Genomic DNA, 20,088 nt, shown 5'->3' with positions numbered 1-20,088 from the left:
ATGAGAACATCTTTATAAATATAATAAATTTTTTGATATTCTCATTTTGAGTATCGAAAAATAAACAATCTAATGAAAAAAGAAATTGCTATCTTGAGCGCCGTGCTTATATTGTTAACCGGTTGCGCTAGTAAAACTGATGACGCCAAAAATGCCCCCGCTGAACAACAAGGTGGTTTTCAAGTATTAGACGCTGATCCAATAGCAGCAACTACCACCAATGAAACTGGAGAAGCAGATGTAACAACACCAGGTGATGGCGAAGCTGGCTTACCAATGGATGAAGAAGTTGGTTCTAGCCAAGAAGAAGTGCCAATGGACGGCGCTACTGACACTGGAAGCGCTGAAGAACCAACTCAACAATAATCACTGTCTCAAATAAAAAAATCTCATAATTGCTTATGAGATTTTTTTATTGGTAAATTTTATATCGTCTCAATATAGTCCCCATCCAAATATCCAATAAAAGGACTAATCGCGAGATTACGATTGTAATCATCAAAGCGACTGTATGACAAATAAATTCTTTTCTTTGCCCGCGTCAGCGCCACATAAAATAATCGTTTTTCTTCAGCCACATCCGAGCGATACATCGGAAACTTAAATTCGTTCAGGCCAACGACAAAGACGTAATCAAATTCTAAACCTTTAACTTGATGCACGGTCACAATTGGCACCTTGCCACTATCCACGCCGAGGAAATTAATATCGCGCGTCAAGGCGGCATAGTTAATCAGCTCACGCAAGACAGTCTCTGCTGGTCGTTCAGCGTCGTCTCTGGTTTGAAAAACATCACGCAAAACTTCAATCGACTTCAAACGTTTATCTTTATCCTTTTGTTCATTATAAAATCCTTGCAAACCGCTCTGTTCCCAGATATAATCAAGCGCGTCAACCGGACGCAATTTTTTTATTTCTTTTTGCCAAGTATTTATATCACCAGCCAACTTAACAAATTTGCCGGAAAATTTCGCAAATAAAGTCGCGCGCTCGGTGCGACTCACCATCAATTTCCCCACCAACACCTCCAACAAGCCAACCGTCGCCAACACGTCATCCTTGGCATCATGCGTCGCCTGGCTCAAACCGAATTTTTTTACCAGTGTCCCCAATTTATAATTCTCACTCTCAACCAAGCGTCGCGCCAAATCAAGCGTGTCATAATATTCTTTGAATTCAAATAAGACATCATGACGCTTGCCATTTTCCAACAACATCGACAAGTCAAAATTAACATTATGTCCAATGGTAATGTCATTACCAATAAAATCTTTCAACTCTTGCAATACTTCTTTCGGATCACGGCCTTTCTCAGCCAAATACTCATCGGTAAAGCCGTGCACTTCACCAGAGAGTCCAACCGGCTTGGTATTTTTCAAAAGAAATTCAAAATCCTTGCCCAGTTTACCATCAACCACTTCGGTCGCATAAATCTGAATCACCTCATCGCGCAAAGGATTGATGCCAGTTGTTTCGGTATCAAGCACAATCAAACGCCCCTTCTCCCATTTATTAATCAAATTAGAAAATGGTTCCGGATAATTAAAATTTTTAAAATCCAAAAAGTCCGACACGCGTAGTCCTGAAGCGCCACCCTCTTCACGGATTTTCTTCAAGGTCACCTCACCAATATTGCGCGCTGGTCGCGTCACAATGCGATACGCACTTTCGAGATCATATTTATTAAACAAAATTTTCAAATACGCAAAGACATCCTTCACTTCTTGGCGGCGGAAAAAATCATATTTATCAACCGTCATGTGCGCCATCTTTTTTTCCGTAAAAACATCAGCCAATTTATTTATCACAAAATTCGAGCGTGCCAACACCGCCACGCTTGCGCCTTCATCTTCTTCCCGAATGTTCTTAATCCGATCAATCACCCAACCCGCTTCTTCAGCCAGATTATAGCCTCCAAAAACCTTGATACATTTTTTCTCACCATCATCCAATCGGTCACTCTCAATATTCTTCGTCGTCCGTCCTTCCATGCTAGTTAAGAAACTTTTTATCGCCGCCAAAATATTCTGGTCAAAACGATAGTTCATTTCCAGGTGCATCTCAGTTACTGGTGCAAAATGTGATTTAAACAGACTGGCAATAAAAAACGGCTCACTCCCACGCCAAGAATAAATTGTCTGATCCAAGTCGCCGATTAATGCCACATTCTTATGTTGCTTTGCTAATTCTTTAATCACCAAATACTCCGACAAATGCGTATCTTGAAACTCATCCAACTGAATCAACTTAAACTTCTGCGCCCATTTATTTTTCAAACGTATATCAAAATACAAAGACCGTAAAGTCAGCAAGACCAACTCGTTAAAATCAAAGGCATTCTGGTTTTCCAACTCTTGAATATACATCTGTTCCAACTCATCCAAATTCCGATCCTCTTCCACGGCCGGCACCTGACAACCAATCATAATCTCCAAGCGCGCCAAGCGTCGCTTATAAATCCGCTCAATCAAATCCAAAGTCTCCCGCTTCTCATTCTTGCCCAGGAGCATCACATTCTCTTTCTTGTCTAAAATATTTTTAAAAATCTCAAACTGCTCATCCTCGTCAAGGATTACAAAATCCGCCCCCACCCCAATCTGCTTCGCCTCCGCCTTGATAAAATAAACACAAAAGGCATGAAAAGTGCCGATAAACAATTGCTCGAACACCCCCTTCTCCCCGATTCTTTTTTTAATTCGCGCCCGCATCTCCTCCGCCGCCCGATTCGTAAAAGTCAAACACAAAACCTCCTCCGGCTTCACACCAGAATCCAAAGCCTTAATAATCCGCTCGGTCAGAACAGTCGTCTTTCCCGTTCCTACTGGTGCGGAAATTAAATAAGCGCCGTTGATGTTATCGATTATTTCTTGTTGGTTTTTATTGAAATTCATTATTATTATTTTTTAATACTTTTTATTAATTCCCTTAGTCGATCATCATTGCCAACTAATTCAATATTACACTGCGGTAAATTTTTTAACAAATAAGCAATCTCTGCTTCCATCACCTTTAAATATTCCAAGTCACTTGAAAAACTCGGTGTAATATTGGTGAGAATCAATTTGTCCGGCGTCAGTAATTGTAAATGCGCCCGCGCATCACCAACTTCGGAAATGCCCAACTCTAAAATCAAAACATCAACCTTAGACAAAAACATAGCCCGCCACATTGCCTTGGCAAAGATAAATAATTTACATTTCTCCATTTTCCAATCCAAGTCTAAGACCGACAAAATCACCCCGATTTCCGTGTTATTCGACTTCGGATTGGCCCGCACTTTTCTCTCTTTTTCCAACTCGGTCACTAAGCGACGCTTCGTAGACGTTTTTTCCGTACTTCCAGTGATGGCAATAATCTCTGGTTTTGTGCGCCAAAGGTAAACTCGAGCACAGCTGCGCAAGAAGTTATAAGCCACTTTTTGCAATTGTGAAGTCTTCACGATTTTTCTCGACAAGATTAAGTTATTATCCAGTTCAACTGTTTTAATTTTCTCCGCCTGACCATTCACCTTAAAATATTCATACAAACGTTCAAAGGCTTTCTCGATATTTTCCATCGAATAGCCATAAGAAATCCGCAGATGCGATTCGCCCGTCGGACCAAAAGCTGCACCGGGCACGAGGGCCACGCCCACCTTTTCTAAAATATCATAAGCGAGCTTGGTTGAGTCATTAGCATAAGGCACAAGATCTTTGACGCGGGGAAAAACAAAATAAGATGAGTTCGGTTGCTGATAATCAAAGACGTGCGCTAGTCCATTCAACAACTCCAAAGTTCGATCCCGCCGACGCAAAAATTCTTCTTTGAATTCATTTACATAATCTTGCGCGTGCTCGAAGGCAGCAATGGCGGCATACTGCGACACGACCGGCGCACAGGTCACCATCGAATCATGAATCTTCAAAATCTCAGCAATCACCGTCTTGTCCGAATGCACAAAACCGATCCGCCACCCCGTCATCGCATAAGCCTTGGAAAAAGAAAAGACCCGCACCACACGCGCCTTCAACTCTGGCATCTGCGCCAGTGAAAAATACGGTTCACCGTTATATACAAAATCCTTATAAACTTCATCAGTCAAAATCATCAAGTCATGCTTCTCCGCAAAGGCGGCCAATTTCAAAAGTTGCTCCTTGGAATAAATCGTCCCGGTCGGATTATTCGGATTGCAATAAAAAATCACCTTAGTTCGAGGCGTCAAATATTTCTCCAACTCATCAACTTTCAAATCAAAATTCCGATCCTCGTCCAAAGGAAAAAAACACGGCCGCGCTCCCGCCACTTTGATCGCCTCCTGATACGAAACATAAGTCGGCGACGGAATCAAAACATCATCCCCCGGATTAGTCAGCGCCATCAAGCTCGCCGTAATCGCTTCAATCGACCCGCAAGTCGCAATAATCTCCGTCCACGGATCATAAAACATCCCATCGCGCGCCAAATTCTCCGCCACGGTCTCAAGTAACTCCGGCAACCCGATCGTCAAAGAATACCGCGCACACTTCCCCTCATCAATCATCCGCTTCGCATATTCACGAATCGGCAAGGGCGTATCAAAACTCGGAATCCCCTGCGCCAAACTAATCGCCCCCGGAATCCGCGCCGCCGCCATCTCAATCTGCTTAATCGGCGACACCTTGATATCGCGCGTGCGTTCGAAAAGTTTTTTTGTCATAAATATAATGTTATCCTAATAAGTTCTTCGCCCATTCCCTCACCTTGCGCCCACTCTCTTCTTTGTCATATTTCAAAGGTTCTTTAAAATCTATCTTACCAACAATCTCATTACCAGCTAATTCCTTTTTCATGTCCTCCAAGGTATTTCTCATGCCTCCGCCGTGAGTGCAAAAAATAGCAACTTTTTTATTTTGTATTTTTGCAGTTGCAAAAAAAGTTCGCAACGGTGGCGTAAATGTCCAAGCCCAAACTGGAGTGCCAATAATAATTAAATCATAATCACTTGGATTCTTTTCCAATGGTAATAATTCCGGCATTTCCTTCATCATCACCTGTCGTCCACCCCAAAAATATTTCATAAATCCAGTCGGCTTCAATATTTCCTTCTTAGTCCTTAAAACCAAAATATCCGCCCCAATCGCATTCGCAATTTCCTCAGCAATAAATTTAGCATTATTCGTTAGTGAATAATAAATAACAAGAGTTTTCATAAATTTATATTTTAATAATAAAAATACAACGAACGATATTGTTATAAATAATGTGCGACCGCACTTTTTTTACAACAATTCATTTCTCTATCTTTGGTTTGCAAAATTCATAACGTCGCTCATCTTCGCCGTTGCAGTACAAATTACCGAATCACCGGCCCCATAATATATTCGCAACGCATCACCTACCACAACCGCACCACAGCAGAATGTCACTTTGGGCATAGTACCTTTTTTTAAGGCTTCGTCGATATATGTTTCTTGTTCAGATTCACTTAGTTTTTGTAAAGCATCTAAACCGCCTGGCAAGACGTCGACAAGGCCGGCTAGCTCGTATAGTTCTTGCGGTTCGAAGATTGCTTCAATGGAGCGGTATAATATTCTGCGTGGGTTATTCAAATCAAGCAACAGTACGCCAATGCGATAACGATGGGCATTATTAATACCGTGATATAAAACTAGCCAACCCCTTTCTGTTTTGATTGGCGGCGGGCCCATTTCCACAAAAGTGTTATCAAAATAATCCCCCGTGCGTGGCTCCAAGAAAGGCTCTTCATCACCTGTCCAATGCAGGCCATCGTCAGACTCAGCAAACCAGATTCGATGTTCACCGAATAACATTAAAAATTTTCCGTTAATTTTTTCTGGAAAAATCGCGCCTGATTTTGACCACTCCTTGCTCATTTCTTTTGTCTGCGGTTTGCCGTCAACGAAATAAGTATAAACGCCACCAGCGTGGGCAAAATTCCAGTCCGCGAAAACTGCACCTTGCTTTTGCCAAGTTTTTAAATCTTTTGAAGTCGCCACTAACAAACGTGGTGTTTTGCCATCATAGGCTGCGTAGGTCATATAAAATGTATCGCCAATTTTGGTAATGCGTGGATCTTCTAAGCCACGCTTCTCAGCTTCGCCCTCACCAATTAATACAGACTCGGCAAATCTTTGGAAATTTTCACCGTCGTCGGAGACGGCATAACCAATCGCCGAGTTCCAATCACTGCCTGCACCAACCGCCCGATAAAATAAGTGATACTTATTATCGTGAAAAATCGCTCCGGGATTATATAATTTCAAAGCCTCCCAAGAATTATTTTTATCCGGCTTTAAGATTGGATTTAATTTTGAACGCGTAAATATGTTCATAGAATTAATTGTTGTAAAATTACGACGGTCGACGTAAATTTACAACAATTTTATATTAGTGCAAAGAATGCAAAGATGACGGCTGCAATTAAAAATGTAATTTTTAGATTTGCTATCAATAAAATACAGGCAATGTATACTAGGGCGCGAGCGAAGAATAGTGGAATTTCGCGGAAGACGATAAACTCGCTACTTTGTTTGTCTTTCTTGGCCAGTTGATAAGTAAGCGCTTGGTATGGCAGTTCAATCATGACACTGACGAAGCTGAATAAGATTGAAAATAAATACAGATAAATATTATTATCCAAAAAATAGGCCGTCACCCAGGTGAGCGTCGCCAACATAAAACCAAACTTCATCAATTTATTCTTGCTATACCGATCCGAAATTCTGCCCATTGCCATTGTAAACAATAAAACGATTACTGCTGTAATTGAATTAATTGAGCCAACCGAGGCAATGCCGATTTTCTCGCCCAGACTACTGGCAATTGTAAAATAAAAGAAGATTGGCCAGACGATGCCGTGCATATCCTCGCGGATATTCTCAAAAACTTCCATTACAATATATTTGGGATATTTCTTGAAAAAAGCAAAAACTTTTTGAAAATCAAATTTGGTTTTTATCTGATAATCTTCAAAACGCAAATAAACAAAAATCGAAATAAAATAAACCACAAACACCAGCGCAAACAGATTTTTAAAACCAAACAACAAGGCAATTGCACCCGACACAATCGGCATGATAATTCCGACGATTTGCGGCCAAGCAAAAAGATGCGAAACGTGCTTGCTCATATCATCATGTTCGACCTGATTGATAAAAATAAAATGCATCGGATAGTACATCAAACTGGCTTCAAGGGATTTCAGCAACGGCAATAAAAAAACCAAGAAAGAAAATTTATCAACCATAAAAAGTGCAGTATAAAAAAGAAAAACAATCGGAATTCTCGCTAAAAAAGTTCGTCGCACACCATAACGTTCGCAAACCTTGGCGGCGGTCATAAAAAAAATCGGCACACCGGCAGAATAAATCAGATAATAAACAAAAATCATTCGCAGCGAAAAACCGGAATTCAATAAGTAAACCGGCACAAAAATGCCGATTACTGTTCCGGCGACGGCTTCTAGGGAGTTTATTAAATTAATTATACGAAGTTGTGACATATTTAATCAAATCAATTGTTGTAAAAAAAGTGCGGTCGCACTAAATTTACAACAATGGCTATTTTTTAACTTGACGCGCTTGAATAATGTTTCAAGCCGTAGTGGAAAAATTTTCTTGAAGCGACAAAAAAGATAATTGCAACGATAAACGAATACGCGATTAAATCTAGGCGCGGGCCGAAGAGGAATATTTTAGCAGGGATGGTGGAGATGAAAGCAATTGGCAAAATCGTTGAAAAAATAATACGCACGGCGCTGGGGAAATAAATATCCGTTGGGTAACGAGACATTTTGATGATATTGTCGGTAATGGTAAATAATGCACGCACTTCAGTAAACCAAATCGACAAGGTTGCTACAAATAAGGAGATGCTGTACACAATAAGATAAGCAGTGACTAGTAAGAACAGATAGAGAAAAGCATTAACCGCTAATTGCCCCCAGGTAAAAACCAGATTTTCTGTTGCCTTCACAAAAACAATTGCCGCTGTCACCAAGCGCATCCAGTCTTCCGGATCAGCGCGCGAAAAAGAAGCGCTAAATTGCGCGTCAATCGGCTTGACTAAAAAACTATCGAAAGTCCCGCTCATAATATTCATTTTCAAACCAGCCACAAAGGCATGTGTCGCCCACGACAAACCTTCAATGAACATATAGGTCGCCAAGACAATCATCGCCTGATCTCGATTCCAACCCGACAAATCACCTGAAAAACGAAAAATAACATTCAATAAAATCACCGGCAAAACCATTTGCAAAACCACCGCCATGGCCATGACGAAAAAGTTGACCGGGTAGGCCATGCGTTCCATCAAACGCGCCTTGGCGTTAATTAACCAAACAACAAAATATTTGCGTATTTTTTTAAGCACCGCTTGCCTCATATTTTTCTACACCACTATAATAAATAAATTTTGCGAATAAATAAAACCAAACCAACCACAATAATCCGCCTGCAAATCCCCAAATAATTTCGTGCCCGGACAATTTACCCTGAATGACACTCAAAGGGAAAAAGCCGATATATTTGAACGGCAAAAAATTAGCCCACCACTGCAAACCCTTTGGCAATAAATCAAGGGGTAGCATACTACCAGAGAAAAAGGCCACCACATTATACATGAGAAAATTAATTCCCATCACCATGCCAAAATGAAACGCTAACAGTCCAATTATGTAAAAAACAAAAAAATAAATCGTCGCCGCCAAGATTAAACTAGGAACAAATAGAAGCACATTCACTGGCAAAAAACCTAGTTTAGGGAAAAACAATAAAGAACTAATGATAAAAATTAATACCAAAAAATCATACATAAACAAGCCCATACTACGGAATAAGTAATATTTGGTCAAATCCATCGGCTTTACTAAAAAAGACGAAAATGAGCCTAGGCGAATATAATCCCCCAAATGCCAAGCAATATCGCCCACCCCTTTGTAGGACAAAAAAATCACGAACATAATCAAATAATACGCCACCAATGATCGCAAAGAATAAGTGCCGGCCATGCCGCCATTGCGATAAACCGCCAACCACACATAGACCATCACCACCAACGACAAAAAGCCACCAAAAAAATTCGCAAAAAAATTAAAGCGATACACTAGGCTTTGCTGCGCTGCCATTTTTAATACTGTAAAATATTTTCTCATATTCTCTACCTCACCCCAACCCCCTCCTGCAAAGAAGAGGGAGAGATATATAGGTCTATTTACTCTTAAACACTTCTCCGACTACTGCACTAATATCTTCTTCTTTAATCTCAATATCCTCAACCGGCAGGTCAGATGACAAAATTCTCGCCGCTGTTTCCTTGGCTCGATCACGGTCAACGCGAACTACGGCTGAATGCGCGGAAAACTCTAACACGGTGCCAAATTCTACCAAAGCCTCTTTTTTAATCTCCCCGTCGGCAAAAATAATTTTAATGTCTTTGTGCGGAGCATACTTCACAATCAACTCGCTCAAAAGTCCATCATAAACAATCACACCTTGATCGATCAAAACCACTCGCTTACACAATTCTTTGATATCAGCCATATAGTGCGAGGTCAAAATAATCGTCGTCTTATTCAACTGATTATATTTTTTGATAAAATCACGGACATTTTTTTGTGATATCACATCCAGACCAATGGTCGGCTCATCCAGAAACAACACCTTAGGATTATGAATCAGCGCCATCAATAATTCGCATTTCATGCGTTCACCCAGGGACAATTTGCGCACTTGCTTATCCAAAACATCTTTAACGTCCAACAGCTCAACCAATTCATCCATTCTTTTTTTATAATCTTCATCGGAAACTTCATAAATCTCTTTTTGCAAAATAAAACTATCCAGAGCCGGCAAGTCAAACCAGAGCTGACTTTTTTGTCCCATCACCAAGCCAAACTGTTTTTGGAAAGCTGGTTCGCGTTTCCAGGGATTGTAACCCAAAACATTAACCTCTCCACTGGTCGGGTGCAAAATTCCGGACAACATTTTCAAAGTCGTCGTCTTGCCCGCGCCATTCGGACCAAGAAAACCAACGATTTCGCCTTCTTCCAAAGAAAAATTAACCGCTTTCACCGCCTCAGCAAATAATTTTTCACGCTTAAATAAAGACTTCAATGACGCCAAAAGCCCGGGTTGCTTCTTATAATAATCGTAAGTTTTACTTAAATTTTTTACTTCAATAATCGACATAAATTTATCTTAATTTCAATTAATGATTTATCCCCACTTTTTATTCAAAAACACTAGACAAGATATAGGTAAATACTATATAATTATAATATCAGTAATAATTCATATTTACAACTCTAAAAATGAACAAACCAAAACCACCGTGCATCCTGTACATCAGTACTTACCCTCCTCGTGAGTGTGGTATCGCAACCTTTTGCAAGGATACGATTGATGCATTTGATAAAGAATTTGGCGACACTCTCAAGACGAAGGTTTTGGCAGTCAACGACAATGGTACTTCGATTTATAATTATCCGCGCAAGGTCAGTATGCAGATGTATCAATCAGAAATGGTTGACTATCTAAAGAAAGCGACGCAGATTAATAACTCTCCAGAAATCAAGCTGGTTAACATCCAGCATGAATACGGCATCTTTGGCGGCGACTGGGGCGACTATCTTTTGCCTTTCATGGAGCTGGTTCAAAAGCCGATTATTCTCACCATGCACACAGTTTTACCGAAGCCGCATGACAAATTGAAAAATCTAACCAAGGCTATTACCGAGAAGGCCGCTGCGATTACAGTCATGACCAAGACTTCCGCCACTATTCTCGAAAAAATTTACGGCGTGCCAAAAAGCAAAATCAATATCGTGCCTCATGGCGTTCACAATATTTCCTTCCCTTCCAAGTCCAAGGCCAAGAAGAAATTAAATCTTGAAGGCAAAACTATTCTTTCCACTTTTGGTATGTTAAATCGTGACAAAGGTATCGAATATGCAATTGAGGCTTTACCAGAAATTGTTGCCAAGCACCCCAATGTAATGTATTTAGTTTTAGGTGCTACTCATCCAGTCGTGCGTCGTGAAGAAGGTGAAGTTTATCGCAACCGACTCAAACGGCTTGTGATCAAAAACAAACTTCAGGATCATGTAAAATTTTATGACAAATATTTAACCATCAAAGAATTAATCGAATTTTTGAAGGCAACCGATGTTTACATCTCCCCAACTTTAAACCCAAAACAAGCCGTCAGTGGTACGATTTCTTATGCCCTCTCCTGCGCTTGTCCAATTATTGCCACCAAAAATCAATACGCCAAGGACGTTTTGGATAATAGCCGTGGCTATCTAGTAAAGTTTAAAAATTCTTTAGAAATCAAAAATGCTTTAGCGGATGTCTTGGCTGATACCAAGGCACGCAAAGAAATGGGCAAGAATTCATATTTTTATTCTCGGCACATGACTTTCCAAAACACCGCTATCGCCTATTTCAAATTATACAATCAGATTGCCAATATTGTTCCCCGCAATCGCGACAAGTTGCCGGAAATAAATATGCAACATATCCGCACTTTGACCGACAAGTTCGGCATGATCCAATTTGCGCAACACACTCGCCCTGATATTCACTCTGGCTACTGCCTTGATGATAATGCTCGTGCCCTCCTAGGTTGTGTTGAATATCATGACACCAAAAAATCCAACGTTGTTCTTGGATTGATTAATACTTATTTTAATTTTGTTAAAATCACCGAGAAGTCAAATAGGAAATTTTACAACCTTTATTCTTATCAAAGAACCCCTGACGAAGACAACGAAAGTGAAGACTCCTATGGTCGTGGCATTTGGTCACTAGGTTACGTTATCAATAGCAAGCGCCTACCAGAAGACATGAAGAAACAAGCTCGAAGCATTCTCCGTCGTACTATCGATTCAGCCAACAATCTTAATTCCCTACGCGCGGTTTCTTTTACCATTATCGGTCTCTCTGAATCCTTGGAAAAAGATCCCAACAAACAACAATTAGAAATCTTCAAACGCTTAAGCGAAAAATTGGTACGCAAATTCAACCAACAGTTAAAAGATAGCCAAGACGAAAACTGGGCTTGGTTTGAAGATTGTCTTACTTACTCCAATTACAAATTATCCGAGGCAATGTTTAGAGCATACAAGATCACTGAAAATCCAATTTATCTTGAAATCGCTGATCGCAGTATTCAATTCTTAAACAAGATTACTTTTGAAGGCAATGGCCACTTCTCTCCAATTGGACAAGATGGTTGGTATTTCCGTACTGGCAAGCGTGCCTATTTTGACCAACAACCAGAAGATGCTTCTTCTGCGGTTGAAGCACTCGTGGTCGCCTACCAAATTACCGGCAACAAAGACTACAAAGCCAAAGCCGAGCTAGCCTTCCAATGGTTCTTGGGCAAAAATCATCTTAACCAAATGGTTTATGATGAAAATACCGGTGGTTGCTACGACGGACTTGGTCGCAACTCTCTAAACTTTAATCAAGGCGCAGAATCAACTCTTTCCTATTTTCTTGCGAGATTGGCCATTGAGAAGATTGCTAAATCATAACAAAGAGAAATATACAGTTCCCTCTCCTTGCCAGGAGAGGGTCAGGGTGAGGTAGTCTTCTGTGCAATAAACAAAAATAAACACCACGAACCATCTTCCGACAACCCCTCACCCCATCCCTCTCCCGCCTGGGCGAGGGAGACTATATACCATCCTTAATTTAAAAAACAGAAGTTCAAATAAATGACCAAGCCAAAAACTATTGCTTACTACGAAAGACTAGCTAAAAAATTAATCAAAGAATATGCCGACTACGAGCGCGTAGAGTTCGAAGACCGCGATTGTCTAGAGCGAGTAATTCTACCCTACATCCTCGGCCACCACAATCCACAAAGAACACTTGATATTGGTCGAGAGGATTACCAAACATTTTACAATTTATATTTTGAAAACCGTGAGCTTTGGACCTTGGACTTCGACCCAAAACGAAAAAAGTTCGGCGCCAAAGGTCATCACATCACCGACGACGTTGCCAATGTCAAAAATCATTTTGAAGATGGTTATTTCAACTTCATCTTAATGAATGGCGTCTTTGGTTGGGGCCTTAATGATCCAATCAAGATTGAACAAACGTTTAATTCCATTTACGAACTTCTTGCCCCCGGTGGCATATTTATTCTTGGCTGGAACGACATCAAAGATCTTACCCCAGTTCCCCTAGACCAGATAGAAGCTTTGAAAAAATTTAAACCGATGGAATTCCCCCCACTTAGCACTTGTCAATTCAAGGCACAAAACGGTGAACACACCTACAATTTCTATATAAAAGAGTGATTTGTCATTCTAGAACGAAGCAAACGCGTAGTGATAGAATCTTCCGATATTTAAAATTTGAAATAAATTAAAAATATGAAATTTGAACATTTCGAAACGAACTTAGAAAAAGAAAATGAATATCCCAAATTAGTGCGCGACAGAATCCCGGAAATCATTAAAGAAAGAAGTGGCGAAGAAGCTAAAACAAGGATCTTGGAAATCAGAGAAGAATATTTGACATTCCTACTTAAGAAGGTTGAAGAAGAGGCGCACGAATTAGCAAACGCCGAAGACAAAGAACATATTGTTGAAGAAGTTGCAGATGTTATGGAATTAATCGAATCGATTTTGGAATTTTACGATGTTGACATGGAAACAGTTCTTAAAGTCAAGAAAGAAAAGGCAGACAAACGTGGCGGTTTCAAAAAAAGAATTTTAATGTTAGAAAAAGTTTAAACAAATGACTTCAAAAAATGTAAAATTTGTAATTTTCACACCAATATCACACGCGGACATTGTACGACACGCTCTCGGTGAGGCCGGCGCTGGAAAAATTGGCAATTATGATTTTTGTTCTTTTTCTAATCGTGGAGTTGGACGCTTTAGGGGCAATGAAAAATCAAAACCTGCAATTGGCATTGCTAGCAACCTCGAGGCTGTAGAAGAAGAACGAATTGAGGTTATTGTACCAAGAGATATTTTGAGCTCGGTAATAGAAAAAGTAAAAGCAGTTCACCCATATGAAGAAGTTGCTTATGACATTTATCCAATTGAAAATTAATTTATTTGAAAATTGTTTCGAAAATTCGAAAATTGAAAATTCGAAAATTTAAATTATATGAACATCAAGGAGGAGGCTTACAAAAAAGCAGTTGAAGTTTTGACCAAGTCGGCAAAATCGACAGGGTTTTATGCTTCAGCCTTAAAAGGAGGCTATGAGGCAACTTGGGCGCGTGATTCTATGATCACCACTCTCGGCGCCAGTCTTTTGGGCAAAGATTTTAAAAAACCAATTGTAAACAGTATTGATCTCTTGGCGAAATATCAAACTGAAAACGGCCAAGTCCCAAATTGTGTGGGTGCCTACAATCTTGATCGTCGCTCCAAGCAAACTTATAACTCAATTGATTCTTCACTCTGGTTTATCATTGGTAATTATGCTTATGCTAAGGCCTACAAGGACCATAAAGTTCTTGATAAATATAAAAAAAATATTGCTCGCGCCTATGTCTGGCTCAAATATCAAGACCCGAATGAAGACGGTCTTTTGTCACAACAACCAACCATGGACTGGATGGACGCATTTCCACATAAATACGGCAATACAATTAATACCCAGGCTCTTTATTATGCAACCTTGCGCCTTCTAGGGGGCAAAAAACTCAATGACAAGGCTGACCATCTTAAAAAAGTGGTTAATGGAGACATTGAAGCCTATTTAAAGCTTTATGACGACAAATTAGGCTATTATTTGCCTTGGAATTGGAAAAATCACGACGGCGATCGCGAACAAGAAGAATGGTTTGACTCCCTCGGTAATGTCCTTGCCATTGTGACCGGTCTGGCGAATAAAAATATTGCTTACAATATTTTGGACCATATTGAAAAAGAAAAAATTAATGAACCCTATGGATTGAAAGCGCTATGGCCGCCAATCAAGCCCGGCGATAAGGAATGGCACTCTTATTTCTCTAAATGCGACGCCCGTGAACCACTCCACTACCTCAACGGCGGTATCTGGCCCTTTATCGGCGGTTTCTACGTCGCCGCCTTAGTCAAGATGAAAGAGTTCGACAAGGCGGAAAAGGAACTCAACAAACTAGCTTACGGCAATATGCAAAAAATGCAAATCCGTGACTTTAAAACTAGATATGAATTCAACGAGTGGCTACATGGTGAATCTGGCGAACCAATGGGTGAACCTTTTCAGGCTTGGACAGCCGCGACCTATATTTATGGCTATGAATGTTTGAAGAAGAAGAAAGTTTTATTCTTTGAATAAAAATTAAACATTTTTTATATTTTAAAAACCGTATTGAAAAATACGGTTTTTGTTTTGCATTTAGCGATCTTCGTGTTCGTGAAACTGTTCTACGGTTTCATTGGGATGAAGATCATTGTAGTCACCCTCAAATCTTTCCAACTGCTCACAGCGCTCCTTGTAGCATTCATAACACATTGGTTCAGAATCTGGGTCATGATTTTTCATTACCAAATCCTTATCTCCAAGTATTTTCTTAATATCACCTTCGGTAATAATCTCACCGCATTCACATTTTTTGCCGATCCACCCATCGACAATCTCAGAGCAAAAAACTTGCGCTCTAAACAGGGCATCCTCATCATCGCTATCCACACCAACTCCTTTTTTGTTATTCATTTTTCTCCCCCTTTGAGGGTTAAGATTAATTCCAAAGAACAATTGCTTTTACTAAAAAGTAATTAATTTATAGCAAATTCATTTAATTTGTCAACTATTCACCAACTTCCAATAAAACTGGACAATGATCCGAGCCCATCGTCTTATACAATATCGTCGTATCAATCACTTTTTTCATAAACTTCTTAGATACGCAAAAATAATCAATCCGCCAACCGATATTCTTTTGTCGTGCCCCCGCCCGATAACTCCACCAAGTATACTCTTTTTCATCAGGATATAGTTCTCGAAAAACATCAACAAAACCAGAGTCCAAAAAACCAGTCATCGCTTCGCGCTCTTCATAGGTAAAACCAGGACTACCAATATTTTCTTTTGCTCGCACTAAATCAATCTCTTCATGGGCCACATTAAAATCACCACAAATAACCACCGGCTTTTTTTCTTCCAACTTTTTTAAAACCGCGAACAAATCATGATTAAAATCCAATTTAAACTGTAAGCGTGACAACTCATGATTGGCATTAGGAAAATAAGTATTCACCAAGAAAAATTTCTCAAACTCTAAAATCTGTGTTCGCCCCTCAGTATCAATAATTCCAAAATCACTCAATCTAAAACATTTCACCACCTCCAAAGTATCACGCACTAAAGTCGCTGTTCCGCTATACCCCGGTCGCTCGGCCGGATGCCAAAAAACTTCGTAGCCGGGAAATTGAAAATTCTCTTTCTCAATTGCCGCCGCCCCCATCTTGATTTCCTGCAAGCACAAAGCATCCGGTTTTTTCATCGCCAGAAATTGATAAAATTCTTTTTTCACAATAGCCCGAAGGCCGTTGACATTCCAGGTAATTAATTTCATATTACAACATTCGTCATCCCCGCGAAGGCGGGGATCCAGGCACCTCGTAGAGTGTTTTCAATGTAAGGAGAATTAAAATTTACGAAGTGTTATTTATTATCAATATTTTTATTAATCCCGAGCACTCGGGATAGTTTCTATAATTATACATCCATTATTTGTAGCGCCTGGATTCCCGCCTTCGCGGGAATGACGATGACTACTTCTTTAAACTCCTAAAATGCATCCGATAAAATATCCGCTTCACAAACTCTACCAACACTAAATAAACAAAAACATATGAAGCAATAATCATCATAATATTTAGCGGCAATCGCTCTAATTGCATCATAACACCAAAAGGGGTAAATTGCACCAACCAAGAGATAACAACAGCCGTAAAGGTGGTGATAAACAAGGCGCGACTTGGACGACTTTGCAGGAACGGAATTTTCTTGGTGCGAATAATATAAATAACCAAAATCTGCGTGGCAATTGACTCAATAAACCAACCGGTTTGAAATTGATGTTCCGTTAAATGGTAAACATAATACAACAGATAAAAGGTCAGGAAATCAAAAATAGAACTCACTGAACCAAAGACAATCATGTATTTACGAATAAACTTCAAATCCCAGTGTGCGGGCTTCAATAATTCGTCAGCATCAACATCGTCTGTCGGCAAAGAAAATTGTGAAGAATCATAAACAAAATTATTGAACAAAATCTGCGCTGGCAACATCGGCAAAAAAGGCAAAAAGGTCACCGCCCCCATCATGGAAAACATATTACCAAAATTTGACGACAAACCCATCAAAATATATTTCATAGTATTATGAAAAGTTTTCCGCCCCTCAAGCACACCATCTTTTAAGGCCTCCAGGCTCTTTTGCATCAAAATAATATCGGCCGTGTCCTTGGCAATATCAACAGCATTGTTCACGGAAATACCCACATCCGCCGCTCGCAAAGCCGGCGCGTCGTTAATGCCGTCACCAAGGAAGCCAACCGTCTTGCCACCTTTTTTCAAAAGCAAAATTATCTTCTCTTTTTGCATCGGCGTTACTCGGGCAAAAATGCTGATGTCTTTTATTTTCTTCTCTAATTGGGCGTCATCGTAATTAGCCATCTCAACACCAGTCATCACACCCTTGATATTTAAACCTAAATCACGACAAATCTTTTGCGTCAAAACATCATTGTCGCCAGTTAAAATCTTAACTTCAATACCCAGCTTTTCCAACTCGGCAATTGTCGAACCGGCACTTTCTTTGGGCGGATCAAGAAAAGCCAAAAAGCCGGAAAAAATCATCTCATTTTCAATGGTATTACTGTATGAGCGAACATCATCATCTGGAATTTCTTTATAGCAAATACCCAGCACTCGAAAACCGTTCGCGCTTAATTCGTTGGCTTGCTTTTCAATTAACGTCTTGCACTTATCAATGACATCAATTTTATTATCCGCTTCATAGCCATGACAAATTTTAATTATTTCCTCCTGCGCCCCCTTGGTGATCAAAAAGCGCTTGCCATTGCGACGCACCACCATTGAACTGCGCTTACGCAAAAAATCATAAGGAATTTCGTCTATTTTTTCATAATCACTTACATCCAAGTCTTTAAAATTATTCACGGCTGTGTCAAGCGGATTCTGCGCGCCCGTATGAAAATGACTACTCAAATGTCCAAGGCGAAAAATCTTATCAGATTCCTTGCCATTACAATCAATATACTTAATCAAAGTAATAAGATCTTGAGTTAATGTGCCCGTCTTATCCGTACACAAAATATCCATTGAACCAAAATTTTCAATCGACGACAATTGTTTTACAATCACCTCTTTCTTTGCCATCATCTGTGAGCCCTTACTGAGACAAACTGTGATAATCGCTGGCAACATGTCTGGCGTCACGCCAATAGTGACCGCCAAGGCAAAGGTAAACGCCTCCAAAATAACCGCTATACTTAAATCGTGTGAATTCTTAACCAAAAAAGCAACAAAAACAAAGCTAACCATGTAAAAGACAATCTTCATAATAAAAAAACTGAATTTCATCGTATTGATTTCAAAATCAGTTTTCGGCTTCGCCTTATTCAATTCTTTGGCCACTTTACCAAATTCAGTCCGAATTCCGGTTTCCAACACTCGCACCGTGGCAAATCCGCTAATCACACTCGTGCCCATAAAGACCACGGCTGTGTTCTCTGGTGTTAGTTTTTCCACCACCCCCTTCTTGGAAACACTTTTTTCCACTGGCATCGACTCCCCAGTTAAAGATGATTGATTAACAAAAAAGTCATCACCCTCTACAACCTGACAATCAGCCGGGATCACGCTACCTGCTGATAAATATATCAAATCCCCAGGCACAACCTCGTGCACATCAATCTCCTGCTTCTTGCCGTCACGAATCACCGTCGTCTTCGTTGACACCATCGCTGTCAAACGGTCGACTGCTTTTTGGGATTTATAGGAATTAATAAAATCCAAAGTCGCGGACAAAATAATCATCATCATCACAATAATCGCACTCGCCCGTTGTCCGACTACAAAAGAAACTACCGAAATGCCAATCATTAACAAAAACAAAGGACTAGTCAGTTTTTCGAAAAAAATCCAAAAACCACTTATCCTTTTTTTATCAACCACTATGTTTGCACCATGCTTTTTCAGCAAATCCCGCGCCTCCACGCTATTTAGTCCGCTTAATTCACTTGAGCTTGTCATATTTTAGAGTTTAATATTACAAGATTATTATAACACAAAAAATCACTTTTCTCAAAACAAAAAAGAGCCGTAGCTCTTTTTGGAGAAAAGTGAATAACTATTTATACTGGCTTACCTAATAAAATATTACCAATCACGAAATTGACAATTGAATAGGCCATAAAGATGATAACCAAACCAAAAGTAGCCCAAACAATAGTCTCCTTCCCCTTCTTGACGCCATCGCCACCACCAGAAGTCATCCAAAGAAAACCACCGTAAATAAACATTACTAAGGCAATAGTACCGACAACTCCAAGGACGGAGTTGATGATTTTGCCGATGACGTAGTTTGGATCTCTCATGTTTTCATCAGAGCCAAGTGGATTGGATAGTTCTGATGGGCTAGAAAAATCCTGTTTAGCCGCATGAACAAATTGATTACCATATCCAATAAAAAAAATTAGAACAACGGCAGTTAAAAAATATTGCAAATATATTTTCCTTTTTTTATTCTTTGAATTAGTCATAATATTTTTATTAATTATATATATAATAATAGCATAATTTTTAAAAAAGAAAAAGGAATGTATTTAGCATTCCTTTTTTTTACTTTTTACAGATTGGACAAGCGTGTAAAATCTGCCTTTTTTTTCACGTTTCTAACCACGTCGACAGAAATATTAGTATTGTGGCCTTTAGCAAATAAGACTGAGACGTTTCCCTTATCCACCTTGTCACTCTTTTCATATTCACACCGATACTTACCTCTTTCGGGAATTTCTCCCTGTTCCTTGTCGCTGTGAAAGATTTTAATACTACCACCACCTCTTGGCATTATGGTGTTAATATTTAAAACATCGCCAGGCATAAGAAGTGTCTTG

At 39.7% G+C, this 20,088-nt stretch carries 19 protein-coding genes; 6 read left to right on the top strand and 13 right to left on the bottom strand.

What is annotated here, in order from left to right:
* Nucleotides 1-72: 72 nt before the first annotated feature.
* Entirely contained in the window at nucleotides 73-366 is a 294-nt protein-coding gene (locus KKD45_03075) for a hypothetical protein (GenBank protein MBU4309485.1), read from the top strand.
* Between the two features lie 59 nt (nucleotides 367-425).
* Here the strand turns inward: KKD45_03075 and KKD45_03070 are convergent, their stop codons facing one another.
* From KKD45_03070 to KKD45_03035, 8 genes are all read right to left on the bottom strand, one after another.
* Nucleotides 426-2,891 carry a UvrD-helicase domain-containing protein gene (locus tag KKD45_03070; GenBank protein MBU4309484.1) on the bottom strand — a complete coding sequence of 822 codons (2,466 nt, stop codon included), beginning with the start codon at nucleotides 2,889-2,891 and terminating at the stop codon, nucleotides 426-428.
* 5 nt (nucleotides 2,892-2,896) lie between these two features.
* Nucleotides 2,897-4,675 (bottom strand): aminotransferase class I/II-fold pyridoxal phosphate-dependent enzyme, encoded by a 1,779-nt coding sequence (locus tag KKD45_03065; protein MBU4309483.1) that lies wholly within the window; start codon nucleotides 4,673-4,675, stop codon nucleotides 2,897-2,899.
* A gap of 10 nt (nucleotides 4,676-4,685) precedes the next feature.
* Nucleotides 4,686-5,168: an NAD(P)H-dependent oxidoreductase gene (locus KKD45_03060; protein ID MBU4309482.1), complete on the bottom strand. Its 483-nt coding sequence runs from the start codon at nucleotides 5,166-5,168 to the stop codon at nucleotides 4,686-4,688.
* An 87-nt stretch (nucleotides 5,169-5,255) separates the two neighbouring features.
* Nucleotides 5,256-6,311, bottom strand: coding sequence for a hypothetical protein (locus KKD45_03055; protein MBU4309481.1), 1,056 nt, complete (start codon nucleotides 6,309-6,311; stop codon nucleotides 5,256-5,258).
* 50 nt (nucleotides 6,312-6,361) lie between these two features.
* Nucleotides 6,362-7,480, bottom strand: coding sequence for an MFS transporter (locus KKD45_03050; GenBank protein ID MBU4309480.1), 1,119 nt, complete (start codon nucleotides 7,478-7,480; stop codon nucleotides 6,362-6,364).
* 65 nt (nucleotides 7,481-7,545) lie between these two features.
* Nucleotides 7,546-8,364, bottom strand: a complete 819-nt coding sequence (locus KKD45_03045; protein MBU4309479.1) for an ABC-2 family transporter protein — start codon at nucleotides 8,362-8,364, stop codon at nucleotides 7,546-7,548.
* A complete protein-coding gene (locus KKD45_03040) occupies nucleotides 8,345-9,133 on the bottom strand; it encodes an ABC-2 family transporter protein (GenBank protein ID MBU4309478.1) in 789 nt (262 codons plus the stop codon). Before KKD45_03040 ends, KKD45_03045 begins: the two co-directional genes overlap by 20 nt.
* Before the next feature lie 55 nt (nucleotides 9,134-9,188).
* The gene (locus KKD45_03035) at nucleotides 9,189-10,169 is read right to left on the bottom strand and encodes an ABC transporter ATP-binding protein (protein ID MBU4309477.1); all 981 of its coding nucleotides are present in this window, start codon (nucleotides 10,167-10,169) and stop codon (nucleotides 9,189-9,191) included.
* A gap of 122 nt (nucleotides 10,170-10,291) precedes the next feature.
* On the opposite strand from KKD45_03035, the gene KKD45_03030 reads away from it, so the two are divergent.
* The 5 genes from KKD45_03030 to KKD45_03010 all read left to right on the top strand — a co-directional run bounded on the left by KKD45_03030 (nucleotide 10,292) and on the right by KKD45_03010 (nucleotide 15,275).
* A complete protein-coding gene (locus KKD45_03030) occupies nucleotides 10,292-12,517 on the top strand; it encodes a glycosyltransferase (GenBank protein ID MBU4309476.1) in 2,226 nt (741 codons plus the stop codon).
* Between the two features lie 183 nt (nucleotides 12,518-12,700).
* The gene (locus KKD45_03025; protein MBU4309475.1) at nucleotides 12,701-13,291 is read left to right on the top strand and encodes a class I SAM-dependent methyltransferase; all 591 of its coding nucleotides are present in this window, start codon (nucleotides 12,701-12,703) and stop codon (nucleotides 13,289-13,291) included.
* 75 nt (nucleotides 13,292-13,366) lie between these two features.
* On the top strand, nucleotides 13,367-13,729 hold the full coding sequence (locus KKD45_03020) for a nucleoside triphosphate pyrophosphohydrolase (protein MBU4309474.1): 363 nt from the start codon (nucleotides 13,367-13,369) through the stop codon (nucleotides 13,727-13,729).
* Between the two features lie 4 nt (nucleotides 13,730-13,733).
* A complete protein-coding gene (locus tag KKD45_03015; GenBank protein ID MBU4309473.1) occupies nucleotides 13,734-14,054 on the top strand; it encodes a hypothetical protein in 321 nt (106 codons plus the stop codon).
* 57 nt (nucleotides 14,055-14,111) lie between these two features.
* Nucleotides 14,112-15,275 (top strand): hypothetical protein, encoded by a 1,164-nt coding sequence (locus KKD45_03010; GenBank protein MBU4309472.1) that lies wholly within the window; start codon nucleotides 14,112-14,114, stop codon nucleotides 15,273-15,275.
* Between the two features lie 60 nt (nucleotides 15,276-15,335).
* On the opposite strand, the gene KKD45_03005 is transcribed toward KKD45_03010, so the two are convergent.
* The 5 genes from KKD45_03005 to KKD45_02985 all read right to left on the bottom strand — a co-directional run.
* Nucleotides 15,336-15,653: a hypothetical protein gene (locus KKD45_03005; protein MBU4309471.1), complete on the bottom strand. Its 318-nt coding sequence runs from the start codon at nucleotides 15,651-15,653 to the stop codon at nucleotides 15,336-15,338.
* Nucleotides 15,654-15,747: 94 nt separating this feature from the next.
* A complete protein-coding gene (xth, locus tag KKD45_03000) occupies nucleotides 15,748-16,515 on the bottom strand; it encodes an exodeoxyribonuclease III (GenBank protein MBU4309470.1) in 768 nt (255 codons plus the stop codon).
* A gap of 199 nt (nucleotides 16,516-16,714) precedes the next feature.
* Nucleotides 16,715-19,225, bottom strand: coding sequence for a magnesium-translocating P-type ATPase (gene mgtA, locus KKD45_02995; GenBank protein ID MBU4309469.1), 2,511 nt, complete (start codon nucleotides 19,223-19,225; stop codon nucleotides 16,715-16,717).
* A gap of 101 nt (nucleotides 19,226-19,326) precedes the next feature.
* Nucleotides 19,327-19,734 carry a pilin gene (locus tag KKD45_02990; protein MBU4309468.1) on the bottom strand — a complete coding sequence of 136 codons (408 nt, stop codon included), beginning with the start codon at nucleotides 19,732-19,734 and terminating at the stop codon, nucleotides 19,327-19,329.
* A gap of 86 nt (nucleotides 19,735-19,820) precedes the next feature.
* A partial coding sequence (locus KKD45_02985; protein MBU4309467.1) for a hypothetical protein occupies nucleotides 19,821-20,088 on the bottom strand: 268 nt, incomplete at its 5' end.

Source organism: Patescibacteria group bacterium, assembly GCA_018897195.1.
In the GTDB taxonomy this organism is placed as follows: Bacteria; Patescibacteriota; Patescibacteriia; order Patescibacteriales; family UBA12075; genus JAHILH01.
The sequence above is the reverse complement of the archived record's forward strand: the minus strand, read 5'-3'. Positions and strand labels throughout refer to the sequence as shown.